The following is a 21,548-nucleotide window of genomic DNA, read 5'->3' as shown; positions in this document are numbered from 1 at the left end:
GCGGTGCCACCTCCGCAAGCCACATTCGTCGGCGCTCGCTGGGGCGGCGTCGATGACCTCCCAGGTGGCGAACCGTCTGCCTACGGCAGTCCCGGTCCTGTCCTGGCGACGTAGACCGTGTTGCTCGACGTGCCGCCCTGAAGAGGATTGTCGAAGTCGACGAGATGGGCCGCTGCATGCGCGAAGACCTCCGTGAGCGCGGAGGTGAACTGTTCGTCCGGTGGGTCGTTCGACCACAGGGCGAAGACCCCGTCGGGGTGGAGGTGTTCGGTGAGGGCGCGGAGCCCGGCGGGCTGGTAGAGCGCCGTGTGGCGGGGGTGGAGCACATGGCGCGGCGAGTGGTCGACGTCCAGCAGGATGGCGTGGAAGCGGCGGCCCGGCTCCTTCGGGTCCAGACCGCGCGCATCAGCCGCCATCGCGAAGAAGTCGCCTTGAACCAGGCGGCAGCGGACGTCCGAAGTCAGCCGGGGGCCGAGGGGCACCAGGCCCCGCTGATGCCAGTCGATGACTTCGGCGAGCGTTTCGATCACGGCCAGTGAGCGCACTCGGGGGTCGTCCAGCACCGCCTCGGCGGTGTACCCGAGTCCGAGTCCGCCGACGGCGACGTCCAGTTCGGCGTCCGCCAATGTCGCCAGTCCGATTTCCGCAAGCGCGATCTCGCCGGCGGTGAAGAGGCTGGACATCAGGAATTCGTCACCGAGCTTCACCTCGTACACGTCGGTGCCAGAGGCCGGGTCGCGTCGGCGCCGCAGGCTGATGTCGCCCATCGCTGTCGGGCGCCAGTCGATCTCCTGGAAACGCGCGCTCATCCGTCTACCTTTCTGCGGCACCGTCGGTGCCCGGAACGTCGCTCTGCGCGGGTTGGACGCAGGCGCGAAACCGTCCCTGCCGTCGGCCGGGCAGGGACGGGAAGGCGGCCCGGTCAGGCGTCGATGATGACGGGGATGATGAGGGGCTTGCGGCGGTAGGTGCGGAACGCCCAGTTCGCCACGGCGCGGGCGATGAGCTGTTCGAGCTGGTGCGCGTCCCCCACGCCCTCCTGGGCGGCGGTCGCCAGCGTTTTCTCGATCACGGGGATGACAGGCTCGAAGGTGGTGTCGTCATGGACGAAGCCGCGGGCCAGGAAGTCGGGAGTCTCGGCAAGGGCACCGGTGTCGGCGTCGACGATGGCCACCACGGTGACCACGCCCTCCTCCGCGAGGGTGAGCCGGTCCTTCAAGGACGCCTCGGTGGCGCCACCGACTTCCATGCCGTCCACGTAGACGTTGCCTGCGGGCACCTTGCCGGTGATCTTGGCGCGGCCGTCGACGAGGTCGACGACGACGCCGTCCTCGGCGATGACGACCCGCTCGGGGTCGACGCCGGTACGGATGGCGAGGTCACCGTTGGCCCGCAGGTGGCGCCACTCGCCGTGTACGGGCATGACGTTGCGGGGTTTGACGATGTTGTAGCAGTAGACGAGTTCCCCGGCGCTGGCGTGTCCGGACACGTGCACCTTGGCGTTGCCCTTGTGGACGACGTTGGCGCCCCAGCGGGTCAGCCCGTTGATCACCCGGTAGATGGCGTTCTCGTTGCCCGGGATGAGGGAGCTGGCGAGCAGGACGGTGTCGCCCTTGCCGATGCGGATCACGTGGTCGCGGTTGGCCATCCGGGAGAGAGCCGCCATGGGCTCGCCCTGGGATCCGGTGCACACCAGAGTGATCTTGTGGTCGGGGAGCTTCTCCATTTCCTTGGTGCTCACGACCAGGCCCGAGGGCACCTTCAGATAGCCGAGGTCGCGGGCGATGCCCATGTTGCGGACCATGGAGCGGCCGACGAAGGCGACCTTGCGGCCGTGCTGGTGCGCGGCGTCCAGGACCTGCTGGATGCGGTGCACATGGCTGGCGAAGCTGGAGACGATCACCCGGCGCGGGGCGGTCCGCATCACCTGTTCGATCGCGGGGTTCAGTTCGCGCTCGGAGGTGGTGAAGCCGGGAACCTCGGCGTTGGTGGAGTCGGTGAGGAAGAGGTCGACGCCCTCCTCGCCGAGGCGGGCGAAGGCGCGCAGGTCGGTGATGCGGTCGTCCAGTGGGAACTGGTCCATCTTGAAGTCGCCGGTGTGCAGCACCATGCCGGCACCGGTGCGGATCGCGACCGCGAGACCGTCCGGGATCGAGTGGTTGACCGCGACGAACTCGCACTCGAAGGGCCCGAACCCGCGCCGCTCGCCCTCACGTACCCGCACCGTGCGCGGCCGGATGCCGTGTTCCTTGAGCTTGGCCTCCAGGAACGCCAGCGTCAGCTTGGAACCGACGACGGGAATGTCGGAGCGCTCGCGCAGCAGATACGGCACGCCCCCGATGTGATCCTCGTGTCCGTGGGTGAGCACCACGGCGACGATGTCGTCCAGGCGCTCCCGGATCGAGGTGAAGTCCGGGAGGATGACGTCCACGCCGGGCTGGTTCTCCTCGGGGAACAGCACGCCACAGTCGACGACGAGCAGCTTTCCGGCGTACTCGAAGACGGTCATGTTGCGGCCGATCTCACCAAGGCCGCCCAGCGCGACGACCCGCAGCCCTCCCTTGGGCAGAGGTGGGGCGGCGGTTAGCTCTGGGTGTGGATGACTCATACCTTGACGCTACCGGAGAGTTTCGCGGAGTGATCCATTGCCCCGGCCGTTCTCTCGTCCCGACGGCCGGAGCCACGGGCGGCGAGTGCCCAGGAACACCCGGTCCACACCGGCGGCGGGACGGCCGCAGCGGGTGATTCCGCCTGCCGCAGCCGAGCCTCACCCGGAGTCCCGGAGCGAACCGTCCTGCGCAGTACCCGCGGTTCGGCCGCCCCCTGCTTTCGGAGCGAGCCCCTTCCGACGTGCTGAACCTGCATGGTCAGGGCCCGCCGACCATGGTCAAAGTGTGTCGCCACTGAAGTGTCAGGAGTGTCGCCGCGCCGGTTTCAGGGCATGTCGCCGCGCCAGTCGAAGTGCGTGCCATCCGCAGCACGAGGGGCGTACAGGGCGCGGCCGCCCGGCCCGCAGGCCCCTATCTCCGTGGGCAGCGCCACGCCCCCGCGCAGCTCGCTGTCCGATCTCTCTGTGACGTCCAGGAGCAGACCGTCGAGCGGCCCCCCGATCAGTTCCACGTAGACGCGGCCGGGGCGGGGCCCGGCGTCGTCATGGTCGGCGCCATAGACGCGACCGCGCATGAACTCCAGCTCATCCATGCCTTCAGGCTCGCATCCGCCACTGACAATCACCGACCGTCGCAGGCAGTCGCAGCATCCGGACCTGTCCTGCCGGCATCCCCGGCACACCGGGCCTGCCCGGTCGGGGAGGAGTCTCCGGCGGCTGGAACACCGGAAACCGCCCCGGCACACCGCGAAAACCGATCGCTTTCATGCCGTCCCCGTCGAGTTAACCTCGCGGTATGACCACCGAAGTGAAGCGAAATACCAGAGAGCGGCTGCTGGAGGCGGCGGCCACCCTCACCTATCGAGAGGGTGTGGGCATCGGCGTCGAGGCACTGTGCAAGGCGGCGGGGGTGTCCAAGCGCTCCATGTACCAGCTGTTCGAGAGCAAGGACGAACTGCTGGCAGCGAGCCTGGAGGAGCGCGCCTCCGCCTTCGTGGCGACCCTCCTGCCCCCGGCGGACGATGGCCGCTCGCCCCGCCGGCGGATCCTGCACGTCTTCGAGCAGGTGGAGTCGCAGGCGGGCGCTCCCGAGTACCGAGGCTGCCGGTACCTCGCTGTTCAGGTCGAACTGAAGGATCAGGGCCACCCGGCGAGCCAGGTGGCCCACCGGATCAAGGGCAATCTGACGGCGTTCTTCCGTGCCGAGGCCGAACAGGGCGGGGCAGGCGATCCCGACCTGCTGGCCCGACAGCTCAGCCTGGTCTTCGACGGCGCCAGTGCCCGTGCGGGGATCGGAGCCGACAAGCTGACAGGGCTCATCGCACCCACGGTGGCCACCCTGCTCGACGCAGCAGGCGTGCGCTGAACCGTTGCGGTGCCTGGCCTAATGGGTGGCGGACCAGGCCTGTGTGGTGTGGTGGATCCAGCGCTGGATGGTGGTGTTGATGCTGTCGGGCAGGGCGCTGAGCTGGTCGATGGCTTCCCGGTCCGCGAACTGGGGCGGGACGCCGGCCGCGGTGAGGGCGGCGTGCAGGTCCAGCCGCCTTCGGTCACGCGGGCCGACCGCGATGCCGAGGCGCTGGGCGGGATTCGGGGGCGGCAGCAGGTAGTCGTCCTCCGTGGACTGCAAAGCCGTCTCCCAGTACGGGGTACCGGGCTGGTCACAGGAGTACGGGTCGAAGGAGGCCTGCGCCGCGGCGGGCTCGAAAGTGCCGGACTCGAAGACTGTGGCAGTCACAAGGATCTCCTCGCGTGAGGGGTTTGCGGTTCTGCATACCGAGACTCGGTCCGCGCACAGCCCGGTTGCAGAACCAGGCCCACACCACACGGAAGGCCGCATCGGCAGCTCAACCGCCCATCACATCAACCTGCCACAGCCTCTTTCCCCACAACTGCGAAGCAGTCCGCCGGAGCAGGCGGAACTCTGAGCTCAAAGCACCCGGAGTAGACGGCGTGACCTTGCCCTCCCAAGGACCGATGGTCGACGTGACCTCGGCCGGGACACGCGGTCTAGGAACGCCCCCGGCTCGCCATCGCAACGGCTGTCCCGACTCCCGCCATCACCAGCCCGATCCCACCGAAGATCAGCGGCAGCAGCCACAGCGAGGCGAATCCCTTGATCCGCGCATCCCCGGGGTCATCGGCGCGGTACAGCACCTCGACCCGCTCGCCCTCCTCGTACGAGGGAGGATTGGAACCCGTCGAGCTCCGGAACGTCCTCTGCGTACCGTCCGCCGACGTGAACTCGACCACCGGGTACGCCGCGGGCTTGTCGTTCTCCCGCTTCTTGCGGGATGCGCCGTCGTGATCGTTTCGCCACTCCAGCGCCACCACCGTGCCCCGGGCACGCTCCGCGTCCGCCAGGAACGACACCGACACCCCTGCCAGGATCACCCCGACGACCAAGAACAGCGCTCCGAACGCGATCAGCCCGAAGGCAATCCACCGGCGGGCACCACTCCGCCCACGTACCTCAACCCGCACGATGTACCTCTCACTTGTCCGGAGTGAGAGGGACGCTATCCCAGACACCCAGGTCCCCAAGTCCCCAGGTCGCCGCCTCCTACCACCGTCGGACCCCGCCTGCCAAAACCCGACTGTCCGCGTTCACAGCTCGTACGTAAAGCGATGAAGGCCGTCCTGATCGTGACGGCGAGGTCGCGCATCACAGAGCAATCAGGCCCGCTGTCGTCTCGTTGAAGCCGCAGGCATCGAAGTAGAACGAACGCAGGTGCTCTTCGAAGTCGACGTGCAGCCATTCACACTGTGCGGCACGGGATTCGCGGGCCGCCGTCGCGACAAGCGTGGCGCCGACTCCTCTCCCCCGGCAATGCTGGGCGACCACGGTGTCGAGGATGAAGGCATGCACGCCACCGTCCCATACGACGTTGACGAAGCCGATCAGAGAGCCGTCCTCCCACGCACAGACCCAGCCGAGGCTGTGGCGTTGCAGTCGTTCTCTCCAGTCCGTCTGAGCGACCGCGTGGCCGAAGCCGGCAGCGTGGAGTGCGTTGAGGGCGGCATTGTCGAAGTCGCCCCGCCACTCGTACTTGATCGTCACGCGTCAATCGTATTGTCCCGAGGCGAGTTGGGGGCCGCGGGCGATTGGGCGGTGGCAGGCGGGCGCATCGCCGCGGCGGGCCACGCGGCACTGCTCGCTGGTACCGGCCGCTCTCGTCGGCGCCGGCATCGCCCGAACGGCTCCCTCGGGTAGACCCGGGTCACCGGCTATTACAGTGCGGCCATGGAGATCAAGTGCACGCAATGCCAGGGTGTTGACCTTCAGGCCGGCTTCGTCGAAGACGGCGGCGACCACTCCAATGGGTACACACGCTGGATACCCGGGCCGCTGGAGCGTGGGCTCTTCGGAGGAGCCAAGCGCTGGGGCCGCCCTCGGTACCAGATCGACGCCTACCGATGCCCGTCCTGCGGTCATCTGGAGCTCTTCGCCCCGCACGAGGTCTGACAACCGGACGCACCCGCCTGAACGCCTCGCCTCGCCTCGCCATGAGAGAGCAATGGGTCCCAGCCCTACCGCCACGCCTCCGGTCAGGTCTTGGCCTGGATCAGGTCGAGGTCGTGGTCGGTGACGGAGCGCGTCGTCGGCTTCTGTACCCAACTGTGCGCGAGGGGCGGGGTGCTGGTGTGGACTCGCCATCGCGAGCAGCCGGACCTGTTCCCACAGATCTGCCGCCGGCTTGAGGAGCGTGGCTTCACCAGGGAGTGGCTGTCCGAGCCGGACGCCGGGGTCGGCGTCGGAGTCCACCGTTTCACGGGCCGGCCTCAGCCGCCGATGTCGGGAAGGCGCATGTTCACGTTCGTCGGATACGACGTACTGGCGCGGCGGGCAGCGGCCGGCGACACGGGATCGGCACCATCCGCTGACGGCGAGGACTACGGTGTTCCGCTGCGGCGTCGTGTCATTGCCCAGGAGGGGAGCCAGGCTGCCTCGGGGAGCGGTGCCAGGCTTGCGAAGTGGTTGATGAGGGCCCGGAGTCCTGGATGCGGATTCGCTCGGGGGAGGATGAGCGAGAGCGGGTATGCGAGCGTCGGATTCACGATCGGGATGCGGCGTAGGTCGTGGTTCGTCGGCCAGATGTACCGGTCGCGCGAGCCTACGAGGGTTGCCACGTCCGCGGAGTCGGCGAGGACGTCGAGGAGGACCTCGTTGCCGAAGTTCGGGCCCGCGGCGTCAATGCGCAGGTCGAAGGCGGTGACGAGCTGATCGTAGAAGTCCGCCCATTCGCTTCTCGGCGCGATACCCGGCACCCAGATCCGGTGCCGACGCAGCTGGGATGGTGTCAGTGTCCGTGCGGACGCGAGCGGGTGTCTCGGGCCGACGAGGAGTTCCAGCGGGGAGTCGAACGCGTGGACCATTTGCACGTCGCGCGGCAGTGTGGCCGGATCGGTGACCGAGCGGAACGAGGCGTCGATATCGCCTGCCTGGACTGCGGCGACCGCCACGCGCGGGTCGTTGGCCCTGAGAGTCACCACGTCGAGGTCCGTTTCAGGGTGCGACCGCCAGTAGTCGTGCAGGACGACGGCCTGCGCGGATCGCAGGCCGAGAACGTCGATCCGTAGGGCTCGCGAACCCGGTCTGATCGCGGTGATGGCGCGTTCGACACCCGTGACGATGTTCCGGGCGTGCGGGAGGAAGGCCTGGCCGTCGAGTGTCAGTTCAACCCCTCGGGCGGTGCGGGTGAACAACCGGACGTCGAGTTCGCGCTCAAGGGATGCGATCCGCTTCGAGACGGCCTGTTGCGTGACGCCGAGTTCGTCGGCCGCATGCCGCAGCTGCCCCAGCTCGGCCGCGCGGACGAACGATCGCACCGCCTCGGTATCCATGGATCCAGCATAAGCGTGCCCAACCGATGGTTGTGGCTCGCCCGGGAGTCGGTTGTTTGATCCCGCGATGGTGCGGCCTGTGTGATGCGGAGACCCAAACACCGGTTGTCCCGAGGGAGTCGCATGCGCGTGCAGTTGGGGCGGAGTTTCCGCCGGCTGTGGTCGGCCTACGCCGTCAGTACATACGGTACGTGGATCGCCTTCGGCGCCTTCCCGCTGATCGCGGTGGGCGTGCTGCACTCGTCGGCATTCGCGGTGTCGCTCCTGGAGGCAGCCGGGCTTGCCGTCGCGGCGATTGTCGCGTTGTCACTCGGGCCGTGGGTCGAGCAGCGGGCCAAGCGTCCTGTGATGATCGCGATGGACCTGATCCGGTTCGTCGCGATGGCAAGCGTCCCGATCGCGTACGTCCTCGGCTTGCTTTCATACGGCCAACTGCTGGTCGTCTCGGTCGTCTCCGGGACCGCCGGTATCGCCTTCACCGCCGCATCCGGCGCCTATCTGAAGTATCTCGTCCACAGCGATCACCTCATGGTGGCGAACGGGAGATTGGAGGGCACGAGCTGGGTGGCGACCGCGGCGGGCCCGCCCCTCGGCGGTGCACTCATAGGGGTGCTCGGCCCGGTCATCACTGTCATGGCCGACGCACTCAGCTACCTGCTGTCCGCGCTCGGGGTCCTCCGCATCCGCGGAGGCGACGTCGCGGCACCCCGCGACCGGGCCACCCGGCTGCGAGGAGGTGACCTTCTTGGCGGCTGGCGGTTCATCTTCCGCGACCCCGCGCTGAGGCGCCTGTTCCTCAACTCGATCCTGGTCGGCGGCCTCATCATGGCCACCGTCCCGCTCCTGTCCGTCCTCCTGCTGGGCCAGTACCACTTCCCGCCCTGGCAGTACGGTCTCGCCTTCGGTATCCCGGCGCTCGGCGGCTTCGTGGGCGCCCGCCTCTCCTCACCTCTCGTGACCCGCTACGGCCGCCACCGGGTCATGATCGTCTCCGGCTGGTCGCGCTCGATCTTCCCGCTCGGTCTCGCGTTCGTCGGTCCCGGCGTCCCCGGACTCCTCACCGTGATCATCGTCGAGGGCCTGCTCATCACCTGCATGGGCATCTTCAACCCGATCTACGCGACAGAACGCCTGCAACGGACTCCCCCGCATCTCACCGCCCAGATTCTCAGTACATGGAGTGCCGTCGGCAAACTCCTCCAAGCCGCCCTGATGGTGATCTGGGGCATTCTCGCCACCCTCACCAGCCCGCTCGCCGCGATCACCCTGTCCGGCGTCCTCCTGCTCGCCACCCCGCTCTTGCTGCCCAGACGGATGCATGTGTCCGCCCCCGAGCCCGCCACGTCGGCCGAAGACGTCCGGTTCGTATGACTCACCTTCCCGACCGCTCCCGCGGTTGCCATGCGCTGGACCCTCCACCTACCACGGCGTGGTGGCGCGGCACCCGGCCAAGGGGCGCAGTTGGTGAGCGGAGTGAGAAGTGCGTGATCTTGGGAAGACGGCGGGAGTGATCTTCATGTCGATCTCTGTGGGGGGATGCACTGCCGTGGCAACGTCCATACGCCCGTTCCGGTCCGCGAACCGTCGCCGCCCGTTCGACCTCCGTCGGACAGCAGCCTTCTTCGGCCTTCTCGCTCTCGTGGTGATCGCTGTGGGCCTCTCGGCACGCGCGGTGGCCGGTGCCGTCGAGCGTCGCCCCGCCTGGGCGCTCGTGTTGGGCGTCGTCGGTGTCGCGGTCGCCATGTCCCTTTGGCACCGGCGGCGTCGCCTGTCCGTTTCTAGGGTGGCGCGGCGGGCCGCAGCAGCACTCGACGAGGGGGCAGGTATGGCGGTCGCCGTGCTGGAGACGTCGTCCGCCACGGGGACGGGCGCACGGTCCGCTGCCGTCGGCGTGGAGGGTGACGAGACGGTCGTCCTCCCACGCGGCGCCGCGGCCGCCCATGACGCCCTCGACCCGGAGGAGTTCGAGGAGGCGATAGCCGCCCTGTGCGAGCGGGACGGCTGCTCGCACGTCGAACTCGTGGGCGGGGCAGGTGATCTCGGCGCGGACATCCTGGCCGTCGCGCCGGACGGACGCCGCGTCGTCATCCAGTGCAAGCGCTACGGCGACACGCATCGGGTCGGCTCCGAGGACCTGCAGCGCTTCGGCGGCACGTGCTTCACCATCCATGAGGCCGACGTCGCCGTCGTCGTCACCACGAGCGGCTTCACCGCTCCGGCGGCCGAGTACGCCGAACAGTGCGGGATCGTGTGCTGGGACGGGCAGGCGTTGTGGGCGTGGGACGCCGGCATCGGTCCAACGCCGTGGGACGCGCAGGCCGAAGGGGTGGTGGACTGACGGCCGGCGGCGATGTCCGCGCGCCGGGCGGCGACAAACCCACCGGGTACCGGGCGGCGACAGACCCGACGGGCACAACGACCGCGCTCAGCACGCCGGCCAGGAAGCGTCACAGCAGGTCGGAGACTCCCGCCGGGCGGGGCAGAATCGGGAGGTCGTGACGACGTCCTGATCGAACGGAGGCAGGGGGCCTGGGACGCGGCCTCAATTGCCGGGAAGCCTGAAGCCTGCTCAGCTGCCGTCCGACCGTTCGGCGCTTGCCGGGCGGAAGCACGCCGTCACCGTCTTGCCGTGCCGCTGGCACTTCATCTCATATCCGTCAGCGAGCATCCGCACGATCCCCACTCCGCGACCGGACACCTCGCCCGCCTGCGGGTGACGCTGCCTCGGCAGTGTCGGGTCCTCGTCATGAACGCTCACATGGAGGCAGTCGCCATCCCAGGTAAGGACCAAATGCGCGTCGCTGTGCGCGTGGACGTGAGCATTGGTGATCAGTTCGGACACGGCCAGGACGACAGCATCCACCGTCTCCGGCTCAGCAGCGGTCCATGGCAGGGAAGCCAACTGCGTTCGCGTCCATTGCCGTCCGGCGCGCACACCACCAGACATGGGAAACGAATGCGCCCAACCCATCGCTTTGACAGCCACCCCCGTGCTCCTCTCCCTGCCGGTCCACGCCGATACGTACACACCCCGTGTACCCCTCTCTCGCGGTCACAGGCACTCAAGCGGTCAGCCCTCGATCCTCACGGATCGACGCAGTCTCGCTGCCCGTGCTTGTCGTCCTTATCCATGACGTCAACAGCCTCCTCAGGGCGGCTCAGCCGTCAGGTGCCGCTCGGCTGGATCCCCGTGCGGCTCGCGGTCCTGGGCGGAGCGCCGACCGCTTGGGCGGTGGTACCGAAGGCGGCGCCGGCCAGGCCCAGGGCGGCCGCACCATCGAGCAGGGACCGCCGATCCATGGCCGCGGAGCTCGCGTTCGTCTCGGCCCGCGTGTCCGTGTTCGCCTCCCCGTGCCGGCCGTCATCCCGCGCGAGCGCGAGGTACTCGGCCCGCTCAGTGCGGTCCTGTCCAACAAGGAGATCGTCGACCGACTGCATCTCGGGATCACCAGGGTGAAGACGCACGTGGAACCTGATGGCGAAGAGGGGCCGGGACAATCGCGGGCGGGCCAGTCCGGCGTTATGCCGGTGCATCGCGGGCTTCGTGACCCGCACGAGTAGAGACGATACGCATCGTCTTGTATGATGGCGGCATGGTCTTCTACTACTTTCTCTGAGTCCGGGCACGGCCGACGCCGCCGTTTCTGCTGCCCGTAGACCCTTCGCATTCCCAGGGAAAGTGACATGCGCGAACGCGCCCATACCGCTGTGCCCGCTGCCATTGCGCAGCTGTCCGTCAAGGACGTGACCAAGTCCTACGGCACCCGGACCGTCCTCGACCAGGTTTCCTTCACCGTCCGCCCCGGCGAGAAGGCCGCCGTCATCGGCGAGAACGGCTCCGGCAAGTCCACCTTGCTGCGGCTGCTCGCCGCAGCCGAGGTTCCGGACGCCGGGGAGATCACCGTCAACTTCCCCGGCGGCACCGGCCACCTCGCCCAGACCCTCGACCTCGACCCGCACTGCACCGTTCAGGACGCTGTCGACCTGGCCCTGGCCGAACTTCGCGGCATGGAGCGCCGGTTGCGGATGGCGGAGGAGCGCCTCGGCGAGGCGTCGGAAGAGGAACTCACCGCGTACGGCGAGCTGCTGAACGCGTACGAGGAACGGGGCGGATACGAGGCGGACACCCGCGTGGAAGCCGCCATGCACGGGCTCGGGCTCGCCGGGATCACCCGCGACCGCGTGCTCGGCTCGCTCTCCGGCGGCGAGCAGTCACGGCTCGCGCTCGCCTGCGTACTGGCCGCCGCCCCCGAGCTGCTGCTCCTCGACGAGCCGACGAACCATCTCGACGCGGCGGCCGTGCGCTGGCTCGAGGAGCACCTGCGCGCGCACCGGGGCACCGTCGTCGCGGTCACCCACGACCGCGGCTTCCTGGAGCGCATCGCCACCACGATCCTCGAGGTCGACCGGGATGCGCGCACGGTGCACCGGTACGGCGATGGCTGGACCGGCTACCGCGCCGCGAAGGCTGCCGCCCGACGCCGGGCGGAGCAGGAACACGCGGACTGGCTGGAGACGGTGGCCCGTACCGAGGAGCTGCTCGAGGCCGCCGGGAAGAGGCTGGCCACGACCGGCAGGGACCCGCGGCAGGGCTTCGGCAAGCACCGCCGATCGCATGAGGCAAAGCTCGGCGGGCAAGTGCGGTCGGTCCGGGAGCGGTTGGCCCACCTGCGGCGCAACCCGGTGGCGGCGCCGCCCGAACCGCTGCGGTTCACGGCGGCGCTGTCGGCGTCGGGCGGCACGCAGTCCGTCGAGCGTCCGCTTGCCGAACTCGACGGCGTGAGCGTCGGAGAGCAACTGTGTCTGGACGGGCTGCTGGCGATCGCGCCCGGGCAGCGGCTGCTGGTCACGGGCGAGAACGGGGCGGGCAAGACGACACTGCTGCGGGTCCTGGCGGGCGACCTGGAGCCGGACGCGGGCACCGTACGCCGTCCGGCTCGGATCGGGTACCTGGCGCAGGAGCTGCCCGCGCGCTCCACGCGTCTTCCGCTGCTCGCCGCCTTCGCGGCCGGGCAGCCAGGGCTGCCGGAGGAGTACGCCGATCAGCTGCTGGCGCTGGGGCTGTTCCGTGAGGAGGATCTGCACGTCCCGGTCACGGCGTTGTCCGCCGGGCAGCAACGGCGGTTGCAGTTCGCGAGGCTGGTGACCAGGCCCGTGGACCTTCTCGTACTCGACGAACCGACGAACCACGTCGCGCTCGACCTGGTCGAGGACCTGGAGGCGGCGCTCGCGGCATACCCGGGTGCGGTGGTCGCGGTGTCGCACGATCGCGGCTTCCGCGAGCGCTTCCCTGGGGAGCGGCTGGAACTGCGCGGCGGCCGCAGGCAGACGATGCCGTTCGCCGGAGGCGTGCTCGACTGACACCGACAGGTACGCAGCAGCCGCCGGACGACTTCTCCTCTCGCGCTTCGGCGCGGGAGCGGTGGTCCAACCTGCCCTGAATCGACACGTGTTGCAGCACTGGTGGTTGCCCCGCTCCTCGCCGAAGTGCTCTTCGTGCCCCTGCACGTTCGATCAGGGGGAGTACCTGGGTGCCCAAGCGCGCCACCGCCTCCCAGCCGGGTCATCGGCGCGGACGGCCGCATGAAAGCCGATACCGCCTATCGTCCGGCCTGTGAAGGCACCGCCTAGCTGTGGCGGGGCGACTTCCACAACGCATGTCGACTGCTGCAGGCGATGAGCCGCCGCATCGCCCGGAAACCTCCCCGCCCGGGCGACAGCCCGGCGGAGTCCTTCCACCCGCACCGCCGGGCCCGCGGCCACCGGGCCCGGGTGGAGGTGACGTCACTGTGGCGTCTCGTCAAGCAACTGGGGGTCGGCGTCGGCCGTCAGCGAGGGCGAGCGGGAGGTGGCCTGGGACCGGCCGGAATGTGTCGGGATGGCCGAGAGGCTTTGCGCCGTGCATCGGTCACGGAGGCGGCCGACGGATCCGGTACGCGCCAATATCATCAACGGGCACCACAGGACCGTCCGGTCTCACCGGCCTCCCTGAACCGCCGCTGCCGCACCCTCCCCACGTGCGCCGATGCGGGCACACCGATGACCGCACGACTTCGCCACACGATCTTCACGCAACGCGCACTTCCAGCCGGGTGGCGTCGCCCGCCCTCCTGCCGGGGCAGACGGTGCATTCGCCGCATGCCTAGCCTCCCGGCCATGCGATCACTCCTGATGAGACGCCTCGGCCTCGGTACCGCCCTCGCTCTGGCTCTTGCCACGTTCGGCCTGGCCCCCAGCGCGAGCGCGGCCGACCCGGCACCGGCCGAGCTGACGTTCGCCACCGACAGTGCGACCACCACGCCCGGCGGTACGGTGAACCTGTCGATGACGATCACCAACAACAAGACCTACGACGTCTGGTTCATGTACCAGACGATCGAACCGACGTGGCTGACCACTCAGCGCCCCGACCTGAAGTACGGCTTCACCGGGTGCAGCCTGGCCACGGCCGCCGGCTCCACCCCCTGCTCCGGGACCGGTCCCGCCAACCTCGGCGGCAACTACGGCGCCACCGTCCCGCCCGGCCAGAGCCGTACCGTCACCCTGACGCTCCAGGTCGCCGCCGACTCCGGCTGCAACGGCAACATCGGCTTCTACTCGTACTTCTACGCCGAGTTCAGCGACAGCACGAACACCAGCGGTGGGCCGGTCTACACGCCCGAGACGCGAGTGCTGTGCGCCTGACGGCCCGTCGAGTGCGTCGACGGCCGTGCCGAGGGTGACCTGAAAACGCTCTTCGACCAGGCACGCACAGTGGTCTGAACCACTGGCACTCCGCACCGGCGGGCCCGGCGGCCCGCCGGCGCGGCGCACAGGGCCCGGACCAGCGCGACGGGCCTTCGGGGCCCTCGGGTCCGGGCCTCCGGCCACCCCCGAGGCGTCACCGGACGACTCAACTCGGCTTCACCTCTGCCCTATTGGCCACCTGCATTTTTCCGTCATGTTTCGCAACATGACCACTAAAGCTACACACAGACCTCACTATTGACGGGACGGATGCGTCGACGACTGGTTTCTGAGGGGGACGCCGGCGTCGCGCAAGGGGGTCAGTCCGCTCTCCATGGGAGCTGTGCTCACCCCTGCCCGGGGAGGGGACTTCACCGCATGAAGCGGACCATACGCACCGCCGTGCTCACGGTCGGTGCGCTGATCACCGCGCTGGGCCTGCCGGCCGGCGCGGCCCAGGCCGACACGATCACACCCCGCGTCGACCTGCGGGTGCTGGTGGTGAGCGACGGGGGGCCGTCCACCGACGCGATCGCAGCCGAACTGACCGCGGCCGGGACGCCGTACACCGAGATCGATCTCACGCAGTCCGGCCGGCCCGTGATCGACGCCGCCTTCCTCGCGGACACCGTCGACGGCCGGCCGCGCGCCAAGTTCCAGGCCGTCGTCCTGCCCAACGACAACCCGTTCGGGGCCGGTTCCGCGGAGATGGCGGCGCTGGCCGCGTACGAGCAGACCTACGACATTCCCCAGGTCGACGCCTACACCTACGCACGTCCGGAAGCCGGTTTGCAGTATCCGGTCTACGGCGGCTACTCCGGTGGCGTCGACGGCGTGCAGGCGGAGGTGACCGCCGCCGGGAAGTCGGGCCCCTTCGACTACCTCGACGGCGCGGTGCCCTTCGAGGACAACGACCCCGCCGTCGGAGAGAGTTACGCCTACCTGTCGACACCCGTGCCAGGCGCCGACTTCACCCCCTACGTCGACGCGGCGATCCCCGGAAAGTCGACGCGAGGCTCGCTGGTGGGCGAGTACCGGCACGACGGACGGCGCGAGCTCGTCGTCACCTTCGTCTACAACCAGTACCAGCAGCAGTTCCGGCTGCTGGCCCGCGGCATCGTGGAGTGGATGACCGGCGGCATCCATCTCGGCGCCTCCCGCAACTACTTCGCCGTGCACGTGGACGACGTGTTCGCCGCCGACGACCGCTGGAGCACCGAGCTCAACTGCACGCCCGGCGACGTCGACTGCACCGACCCGAACGCCACGGGAGACCCGATCCGCATGACGGCCGCGGACGTCGACCACGCCACTGCCTGGCAGGACAGCCGCGACTTCACCCTCGACTTCGCCTACAACGGCGCCGGCAGCGCCGACCAGCGCGAGGCCAACAACGGAGTCGACGCGCTCGCCGACAAGCTGATCGCGGAACGGGGCGAGTTCCGCTGGATCAACCACACCTACTCGCACCTCTTCCTCGGCTGCGTGCAGGACACCGCGACGGTGCCCTGGAAGTGCGCCACGAACACCGACGGCAGCACCCGGTGGGTCAGCCGCACGGAGATCTCCGACGAGATCGCCACCAACCGCGTGTGGGGGCAGACGGCCGGCCTTCCCCTGGAGAACGCCGAGCTGGTCACCGGCGAGCACTCCGGCATGAAGGTTCTTCCGCAACAGCCCGAGGACAACCCCAACCTGGCGCTCGCCCTCGACGACAACGACATCTCCTGGCTCGGCTCGGACAACTCCCGTGAACCCGGCCAGCGTCAGGTCGGCCCGGCCACGACCGTCCCCCGCTACCCGATGAACGTCTTCTACAACGCGGGCAAGGCGGCCGAGCAGGTCGACGAGTACAACTGGATCTACACCAGCCGCGCCCAGGGCGGCAGTGGCATCTGCGAGGACAACCCGGCCACCACCACCTGCCTCGCCGCACCGCTGGACACCACCACCGGCTACGCCGACCAGATCGTGCCGGTGGAGAAGCGCATCGCTCTCGGACACGTCCTGTCCAACGACCCGAAGCCGCACTTCATCCACCAGTCGAACCTGGCCGAGGAGCGCATCGCCTACCCCGTGCTGAGCGGCGTCCTCGACGGCTACAACGCCCTGTTCGCGGACAACACCCCCGTGGTCAACCTGCGGATGAAGGACATCGGCACCGAGCTGCAGCGCAGAGCCGCCTGGCAGACCGCCCTGCAGGCCGGCCAGGTGACCGCCTACCGCATCGGTGACACGGTGACGGTCGAGGCACCGGACGCGGTGGCCGTGACGGCGACCCTGCCCACCGGCACCACGCTGGCCGGCTCCGCCTTCGGCACGGCGTACGCGGGCCAGGTGTCCGGCTGGGCGCCCTCCGCGGGCGCCCCACTCGACCTCACCCTGCCGGCGTCCACCCCGGCACCGGCCGCCGTCTCCTCCGATCCCGCCGCCCCGGCCACGGATCCCGCACCGGACACCCGCGTTCCCGTCGGCGTGACCGAGCAGGTCCCGCACACCGCGGGCGACTGAACGGGACACCGACCCAAGGACCGATCGAGGTCCCGGCCGCCCTTGTGCGGCCGGGACCGGCACGAAGAGCCCACACCTCGGCCCCGTGGAGCACATCCATGCACGTTCCCCACGGCGCGCGACGCCCCAGCGCAACGCGCGTCACCCTGCTCACCGAAGGCACCTACCCCCACAGTCACGGCGGCGTGAGCGTCTGGTGCGACCAGCTCGTCCAGGGCATGCCCGACCTCGACTTCGACGTCATCGCCGTCACCGGCACCGGCCGCGAGCCCGTGGTGTGGGATCTGCCCGCGCACGTCTCGCGCGTGCTGTCCGTCCCGATGTGGGGCGACCCGCCCGAGGGCCGCCCGCCCCGGGGCCGTGCCCGCAACCAACTCGCCGCCGCCTACGAGCGGTTCCTGACCGCCCTGCTCGATCCCTGCGCCGAGGACGAGTTCGCCCCCGCTCTCTACGCGATGGCCCGGGCCGCCGCGGACGGGGCGCTGAGCCCGTTCCTGCGCGGCGACCGCGCGATCGCCCTGCTGACGGCCGTGTGGAACCGACGGGGTCTGGCCGTACGCGAGGCCGGTCCGACCCTCCACGACGCGCTCACCGCGACCGCGCTGCTGGAACACGCCCTGCGCCCCCTGGCCGCACCGCTGCCCGAGAACGGGGTCGCGCACGCGGTCAGCGGCGGCGTCGCCGCACTGCCGGGCCTCGCCGCGCTCGAACAGCACGGCGTCCCGCTGCTGTTGACCGAGCACGGCGTCTATCTGCGCGAGCGCTATCTCGGCTACCGCACCGCTCCCTACCGCTGGCCGGTGAAGGCCGTCGTCCTCGGCTTCTTCCGGCTGCTGGCGGAGGAGACCTACCGCCGGGCCGCCCTGATCACCCCGGGCAACCGTTACAACCGGCTGTGGGAGGAACAGGGCGGTGCCGACCCGGAGTCGATCCGCACGGTCTACAACGGCGTGGACCCCGCCGCGTTCCCGCCGGCCGGCCCCGAACCGGACCGGCTCACCCTCAGCTGGGCGGGCCGCGTCGACCCCATCAAGGACCTGGAAACCCTCATACGGGCCTTCGCCCTCGTCAGGGACCGGCTCCCCGACGCGCGCCTGCGGCTGTTCGGCGGCACCCCACGCGGCGGCGAGGCCTACCGAGAACGCTGCGAGGCGCTGGCCGCCGAGCTCGGACACGCGGACGCCGTCACCTTCGAGGGTCGCGTCGACGACATCAAGGACGCGTATGCGGCCGGCAACGTCGTGATGCTCTCCAGCATCAGTGAGGGCTTCCCCTTCACCCTCATCGAGGCCATGTCGTGCGGGCGGGCGACCGTCTCCACCGACGTGGGCGGGGTGCGGGAGGCCGTCGGCGACACCGGTCTCGTGGTGCCGCCCCGCGATCCGGCGGCGATGGCCTCCGCCGCACTGCAGCTGCTGGGCGATCCCGGACGACGCAGGATGATGGGCGAGGCGGCGCGGCTACGGGTGATCGAGCAGTTCACGCTGCGCCAGACCATCGACACGTTCCGGTCCATCTACCGGGAACTGCCCACACTCGGACGGCGGTCGGCGCCGGTACCGGCGCCCGCGGCGCCACCGCTCACGCCCGTGGCCACGGGGAGCCTGACCGGATGAGCGGGCCGATATCCCTCGAACCCGGCGGCGCCGAACACGAAACGCTGACGCTCCGGCTGGCCGAGACGCGCCCGCCGCGCCGCCGCCCGCGCTGGGCGCTCGACGACAGCGCCACACTCGCCATCCGGTTACCCCGGCACGGTCCGGACGAGGAGGCGGTCAGCGAACTCGCCGCCGAACTCGCCGACCGTGTCGGCCCCGCCGTCCACCCCTACGAAGTGGCCGCACTGCTGGAGGCCGAGGGTCTGTCCGCATCCCTGATCAAGGAGCGGTACGGCCACCCGAACCTGTTCTCGCTCGCCTCCGCGCTGTACGAGCGGGTGCCGCGGACCTTCCCCGAGCCCGCGCCGCCGGCCGACCCGTGGCGCCCGGACACCGTGCGCTGTCTCCTGCGGGGTGTGCTGTTCGCGCTCCCGGGACTCGCCTATCTGCTGACCTCACCGCTGTGGAACGCCTCGGCGAACGCCTCGGCCCTGATCGTTGCGGGACTCGTCTCCTGGGCCTGGGGGCAGGCACTCGGCCACCGCGCCCACCTGCGACTGGCGACCGGGCGGCGCGAGGCCGGCCGTACGCTCCTGGTCGGTGCGCCGGTGGGGGCGGCGGTGGCTACGGCGATCGCGGCGCTGCCCGCCGGGGGCGGCCCGGTGACGCTGGCGGCGGCCGGACAGTCGGCGTACCTGGCGGCGGCGGGCATCCTGCTGGTGCTGGGCCGGGAACGGCTGCTGCTGGCCGCGCTCAGCCCACTGATCGCCGGTGCCGCCGTCCTGCCGTGGTGGGAGCCCGGCACCCTGCTGCGGGTCGCGCTGCCCCTGCTGGCGCTGCTCGCCACGCTCGCCGTCACCGGCCGGACCCTGTGGGCCGCCCGCGCGGTCCCGGCCGCGTCCGCCGCCGCCCGCCCGCGCCTGCTCTGGTCCCTGCCCTACGGTCTGTTCGGGCTGGCCGCCGGTGTGCTGGTGCTGTTGGAGGGACGGCAGGAGCCGTACGCGGTGATCGTGCTGACGGTGAGCATGGGGCCGGCGGAGTGGCTGCTGTACCGCTACCGCGGGCTGTCGGTCGCCGCGCTGCGCGCCACCGCCACGCCCACCGGGTTCCTGCTCCGCTCGGCCGGCATCCTCGGTCTCTGCCTGCTCGCCTACCTCGCGCCGCTGCTGCCCGCGGCCCTGCTCACCGGCGCCGATCCGGCCACGCTGCTGCTGCTCGCGGCCACCCTGTGGACCGCCCTGCTGCTCCAGGCGTTCGGAGCCGCCTGGCCGTCGGCCGCGATCTGTCTCGCGGCAGCGGGCGGCGCCGGGGCGGTCACCGTGCTGGACCTGCCACCGGGCTCGGCCGCACTGCCCCTGGTGTGCGGCGCGGCCGCCCTGTGTCTGTCGGCCTGCACGCTGTGGTCCCTCGGACGTCCCGCCCCGCACGCCTGACCTCACCGGCCGACCCCTCGCTCTCCCCGCCTGCCCAACCAACCGGAAGGACCCTGAGTTGACCTCCGCACCGCTCGCCGCAGTCACCGGAGCCGAGGGTTTCATCGGCTCCCACCTCACCGAGGCGCTGGTCGCCTCCGGACACCGGGTCAGGGCCATGGCCCAGTACAACTCCTTCTCCTCCTACGGCTGGCTGGAGACCCTGCATCCGGACGTCCTCGACCAGGTGGAGATCGTCCTCGGCGACGTGCGCGACCCCGGCTCGGTCCGTGGCCTGCTCGAAGGCGCCGACACCGCCTACCATCTGGCCGCCCTGATCGCGATCCCGTACTCCTACCAGGCACCGCACAGCTACGTGGACACCAACGTCACCGGCACGCTCAACGTGCTGGAGGCGGTGCGTGCCCTCGGCACCCCCCGGCTGGTGCACACCTCCACCAGTGAGACGTACGGCACCGCGCAGACGGTACCGATCACCGAGGACCACCCCATCAACACGCAGTCCCCCTATGCCGCTTCGAAGGCGGGCGGGGACCGGCTGGCCGACAGCTACCACGCCAGCTTCGACACCCCGGTGGTGACGCTGCGCCCCTTCAACACCTTCGGGCCGCGCCAGTCGATGCGCGCGGTCATCCCCACCGTCATCGGCCAGGTGGCGGCCGGGGAACGCACCATCACCCTCGGCGACCTGCGTCCCACCCGCGACTTCACCTTCGTCAAGGACACCGCCCAGGCGTTCCTGGCCGTGGGCACCGGGCCCGCCGAGCAGGTCGTGGGCCGCACCTTCAACGCCGGCACCGGCGGGGAGATCTCCGTCGGCGACCTCGTCGCGCTGATCGGCAAGGTGATGGACACCGCCCTCGACGTCCGCGAGGACACCGCACGTATCCGCCCGGCCAACTCCGAGGTGATGCGGCTGGTGGCGGACGCGAGCCGGCTCGCCGCCGCCACCGGCTGGCAGCCCGCCCACACCCTGGAGCAGGGCCTCGCCCACACCGTCGAGTTCTTCCGCGACCCGGCCAACCTCGCCCGGTACAAGACCGGCATCTACAACATCTGACCCGCCCGGCACTTCCCGTACAGCCCCGCACATCGATGAAGGAGGAGTTCCCATGCACGTTGTGATCCTGGCGGGAGGCAAGGGCGTCCGGCTCCGGCCGTACACCACGGCGCTGCCGAAGCCGCTCGTGCCCATAGGCGATCAGCACGCCATCCTGGAGATCGTGCTGCGACAGCTCTCCACGGCCGGCTTCACCCGCTGCACCATCGCCATCGGCCACTTGGGCGAGATCATCCGTGCGTACGTCGGCGACGGCTCCCAGTGGGGCATGAGCATCGACTACGCCACCGAGGAGAGCCCGCTGGGCACCATGGGCCCGCTGCTCACCCTGCGCGACCGGCTGCCCGAGACGTTCCTGGTCATGAACGGCGACATCCTGACCGACCTCGACTACGCCGACGTCCTGCGCCGGCACGGGGAGTCGGGCGCCTCGCTGACCATCGCCACGTACGCCCGGAAGGTACACATCGACTTCGGGGTGCTGACCACCGACGCGGACAGGGTCGTCGCCTTCACCGAGAAGCCGAGCATCGACTACCGCGTCTCCATGGGCGTCTACGGTCTGTCCCGCTCGACGCTCGACGGCTACACGCCCGGACTGCCGCTCGGTTTCGACGAGTTGGTCCTCGACCTGCTGGCCGCGCAGAGCCCGCCGCACGCCTATGACTTCGACGGGTACTGGCTGGACATCGGGCGCCCGGACGACTATGACCGGGCCAACGCGGAGTTCACCACCCGCAAGTCGCTTCTGCTCAAGGGAGCCTGAA

General features: G+C 70.0%; 20 protein-coding genes. 11 read left to right on the top strand and 9 right to left on the bottom strand.

What is annotated here, in order from left to right; translation table 11 throughout:
- Positions 1 to 80: 80 nt before the first annotated feature.
- The 3 genes from ACZ5XS_RS29140 to ACZ5XS_RS29130 form a co-directional block, all read right to left on the bottom strand.
- Positions 81 to 809 carry a polyamine aminopropyltransferase gene (locus ACZ5XS_RS29140; protein WP_468656220.1) on the bottom strand — a complete coding sequence of 243 codons (729 nt, stop codon included), beginning with the start codon at positions 807 to 809 and terminating at the stop codon, positions 81 to 83.
- A 113-nt stretch (positions 810 to 922) separates the two neighbouring features.
- Positions 923 to 2,608 carry a ribonuclease J gene (locus ACZ5XS_RS29135; protein ID WP_217238428.1) on the bottom strand — a complete coding sequence of 562 codons (1,686 nt, stop codon included), beginning with the start codon at positions 2,606 to 2,608 and terminating at the stop codon, positions 923 to 925.
- A gap of 326 nt (positions 2,609 to 2,934) precedes the next feature.
- On the bottom strand, positions 2,935 to 3,201 hold the full coding sequence (locus tag ACZ5XS_RS29130; RefSeq protein WP_468656218.1) for a hypothetical protein: 267 nt from the start codon (positions 3,199 to 3,201) through the stop codon (positions 2,935 to 2,937).
- A 203-nt stretch (positions 3,202 to 3,404) separates the two neighbouring features.
- On the opposite strand from ACZ5XS_RS29130, the gene ACZ5XS_RS29125 reads away from it, so the two are divergent.
- Complete coding sequence (locus ACZ5XS_RS29125; protein WP_468656216.1) at positions 3,405 to 3,974, top strand: TetR/AcrR family transcriptional regulator; 570 nt, start codon at positions 3,405 to 3,407, stop codon at positions 3,972 to 3,974.
- Positions 3,975 to 3,992: 18 nt separating this feature from the next.
- On the opposite strand, the gene ACZ5XS_RS29120 is transcribed toward ACZ5XS_RS29125, so the two are convergent.
- The 3 genes from ACZ5XS_RS29120 to ACZ5XS_RS29110 form a co-directional block, all read right to left on the bottom strand.
- Positions 3,993 to 4,346: a hypothetical protein gene (locus ACZ5XS_RS29120; RefSeq protein ID WP_468656214.1), complete on the bottom strand. Its 354-nt coding sequence runs from the start codon at positions 4,344 to 4,346 to the stop codon at positions 3,993 to 3,995.
- Between the two features lie 272 nt (positions 4,347 to 4,618).
- On the bottom strand, positions 4,619 to 4,987 hold the full coding sequence (locus ACZ5XS_RS29115; RefSeq protein ID WP_468656212.1) for a DUF3592 domain-containing protein: 369 nt from the start codon (positions 4,985 to 4,987) through the stop codon (positions 4,619 to 4,621).
- A gap of 286 nt (positions 4,988 to 5,273) precedes the next feature.
- A complete protein-coding gene (locus ACZ5XS_RS29110; RefSeq protein WP_468656210.1) occupies positions 5,274 to 5,669 on the bottom strand; it encodes a GNAT family N-acetyltransferase in 396 nt (131 codons plus the stop codon).
- 183 nt (positions 5,670 to 5,852) lie between these two features.
- Between ACZ5XS_RS29110 and ACZ5XS_RS29105 the strand changes: the two genes are divergently transcribed.
- Positions 5,853 to 6,074, top strand: a complete 222-nt coding sequence (locus ACZ5XS_RS29105) for a hypothetical protein (protein ID WP_383872484.1) — start codon at positions 5,853 to 5,855, stop codon at positions 6,072 to 6,074.
- Between the two features lie 428 nt (positions 6,075 to 6,502).
- On the opposite strand, the gene ACZ5XS_RS29100 is transcribed toward ACZ5XS_RS29105, so the two are convergent.
- Positions 6,503 to 7,453: a LysR family transcriptional regulator gene (locus ACZ5XS_RS29100; protein ID WP_468656208.1), complete on the bottom strand. Its 951-nt coding sequence runs from the start codon at positions 7,451 to 7,453 to the stop codon at positions 6,503 to 6,505.
- Positions 7,454 to 7,576: 123 nt separating this feature from the next.
- Here ACZ5XS_RS29100 and ACZ5XS_RS29095 point away from each other — a divergent pair, with 123 nt between their 5' ends.
- Together ACZ5XS_RS29095 and ACZ5XS_RS29090 are read left to right on the top strand one after the other, a co-directional pair.
- Entirely contained in the window at positions 7,577 to 8,824 is a 1,248-nt protein-coding gene (locus ACZ5XS_RS29095; RefSeq protein WP_468656206.1) for an MFS transporter, read from the top strand.
- Positions 8,825 to 8,999: 175 nt separating this feature from the next.
- Positions 9,000 to 9,791, top strand: a complete 792-nt coding sequence (locus ACZ5XS_RS29090) for a restriction endonuclease (RefSeq protein WP_468656204.1) — start codon at positions 9,000 to 9,002, stop codon at positions 9,789 to 9,791.
- Between the two features lie 231 nt (positions 9,792 to 10,022).
- Here ACZ5XS_RS29090 and ACZ5XS_RS29085 read toward each other — a convergent pair whose 3' ends face one another.
- A complete protein-coding gene (locus ACZ5XS_RS29085) occupies positions 10,023 to 10,439 on the bottom strand; it encodes an ATP-binding protein (protein WP_468656202.1) in 417 nt (138 codons plus the stop codon).
- Positions 10,440 to 10,618: 179 nt separating this feature from the next.
- Positions 10,619 to 10,891, bottom strand: coding sequence for a hypothetical protein (locus ACZ5XS_RS29080; RefSeq protein ID WP_468656200.1), 273 nt, complete (start codon positions 10,889 to 10,891; stop codon positions 10,619 to 10,621).
- Between the two features lie 246 nt (positions 10,892 to 11,137).
- On the opposite strand from ACZ5XS_RS29080, the gene abc-f reads away from it, so the two are divergent.
- The 7 genes from abc-f (at position 11,138) to ACZ5XS_RS29045 (ending at position 21,547) form a co-directional block, all read left to right on the top strand.
- Positions 11,138 to 12,814 (top strand): ribosomal protection-like ABC-F family protein, encoded by a 1,677-nt coding sequence (gene abc-f / locus ACZ5XS_RS29075; RefSeq protein ID WP_468656198.1) that lies wholly within the window; start codon positions 11,138 to 11,140, stop codon positions 12,812 to 12,814.
- A 795-nt stretch (positions 12,815 to 13,609) separates the two neighbouring features.
- Positions 13,610 to 14,137, top strand: a complete 528-nt coding sequence (locus ACZ5XS_RS29070) for a hypothetical protein (RefSeq protein ID WP_468656196.1) — start codon at positions 13,610 to 13,612, stop codon at positions 14,135 to 14,137.
- A gap of 420 nt (positions 14,138 to 14,557) precedes the next feature.
- On the top strand, positions 14,558 to 16,690 hold the full coding sequence (locus ACZ5XS_RS29065; protein ID WP_468656194.1) for a hypothetical protein: 2,133 nt from the start codon (positions 14,558 to 14,560) through the stop codon (positions 16,688 to 16,690).
- Between the two features lie 98 nt (positions 16,691 to 16,788).
- Positions 16,789 to 18,306 (top strand): GT4 family glycosyltransferase PelF, encoded by a 1,518-nt coding sequence (pelF, locus tag ACZ5XS_RS29060; protein WP_468656192.1) that lies wholly within the window; start codon positions 16,789 to 16,791, stop codon positions 18,304 to 18,306.
- Complete coding sequence (locus ACZ5XS_RS29055; protein WP_468656190.1) at positions 18,303 to 19,721, top strand: hypothetical protein; 1,419 nt, start codon at positions 18,303 to 18,305, stop codon at positions 19,719 to 19,721. The genes pelF and ACZ5XS_RS29055 overlap by 4 nt, the downstream gene beginning before the upstream one ends.
- A 58-nt stretch (positions 19,722 to 19,779) precedes the next feature.
- Positions 19,780 to 20,781 carry a GDP-mannose 4,6-dehydratase gene (locus ACZ5XS_RS29050; protein ID WP_468656188.1) on the top strand — a complete coding sequence of 334 codons (1,002 nt, stop codon included), beginning with the start codon at positions 19,780 to 19,782 and terminating at the stop codon, positions 20,779 to 20,781.
- Between the two features lie 52 nt (positions 20,782 to 20,833).
- A complete protein-coding gene (locus ACZ5XS_RS29045; RefSeq protein WP_468656186.1) occupies positions 20,834 to 21,547 on the top strand; it encodes a sugar phosphate nucleotidyltransferase in 714 nt (237 codons plus the stop codon).
- Position 21,548 lies beyond the last annotated feature (1 nt).

The organism is Streptomyces sp. NPDC033131, assembly GCF_055578365.1.
This window is presented reverse-complemented; position numbering and strand designations above follow the sequence as displayed.

Coding starts and splice junctions, on each gene's coding strand:
- ACZ5XS_RS29140 (WP_468656220.1), bottom strand. CDS start 809: ATGAGCGCGCGTTTCCAGGAGATCGACTGGCGCCCGACAGCGATGGGC.
- ACZ5XS_RS29135 (WP_217238428.1), bottom strand. CDS start 2,608: ATGAGTCATCCACACCCAGAGCTAACCGCCGCCCCACCTCTGCCCAAG.
- ACZ5XS_RS29130 (WP_468656218.1), bottom strand. CDS start 3,201: ATGGATGAGCTGGAGTTCATGCGCGGTCGCGTCTATGGCGCCGACCAT.
- ACZ5XS_RS29125 (WP_468656216.1), top strand. CDS start 3,405: ATGACCACCGAAGTGAAGCGAAATACCAGAGAGCGGCTGCTGGAGGCG.
- ACZ5XS_RS29105 (WP_383872484.1), top strand. CDS start 5,853: ATGGAGATCAAGTGCACGCAATGCCAGGGTGTTGACCTTCAGGCCGGC.
- ACZ5XS_RS29100 (WP_468656208.1), bottom strand. CDS start 7,453: ATGGATACCGAGGCGGTGCGATCGTTCGTCCGCGCGGCCGAGCTGGGG.
- ACZ5XS_RS29095 (WP_468656206.1), top strand. CDS start 7,577: ATGCGCGTGCAGTTGGGGCGGAGTTTCCGCCGGCTGTGGTCGGCCTAC.
- ACZ5XS_RS29080 (WP_468656200.1), bottom strand. CDS start 10,891: ATGCAGTCGGTCGACGATCTCCTTGTTGGACAGGACCGCACTGAGCGG.
- abc-f (WP_468656198.1), top strand. CDS start 11,138: ATGCGCGAACGCGCCCATACCGCTGTGCCCGCTGCCATTGCGCAGCTG.
- ACZ5XS_RS29070 (WP_468656196.1), top strand. CDS start 13,610: ATGCGATCACTCCTGATGAGACGCCTCGGCCTCGGTACCGCCCTCGCT.
- ACZ5XS_RS29065 (WP_468656194.1), top strand. CDS start 14,558: ATGAAGCGGACCATACGCACCGCCGTGCTCACGGTCGGTGCGCTGATC.
- pelF (WP_468656192.1), top strand. CDS start 16,789: ATGCACGTTCCCCACGGCGCGCGACGCCCCAGCGCAACGCGCGTCACC.
- ACZ5XS_RS29055 (WP_468656190.1), top strand. CDS start 18,303: ATGAGCGGGCCGATATCCCTCGAACCCGGCGGCGCCGAACACGAAACG.
- ACZ5XS_RS29045 (WP_468656186.1), top strand. CDS start 20,834: ATGCACGTTGTGATCCTGGCGGGAGGCAAGGGCGTCCGGCTCCGGCCG.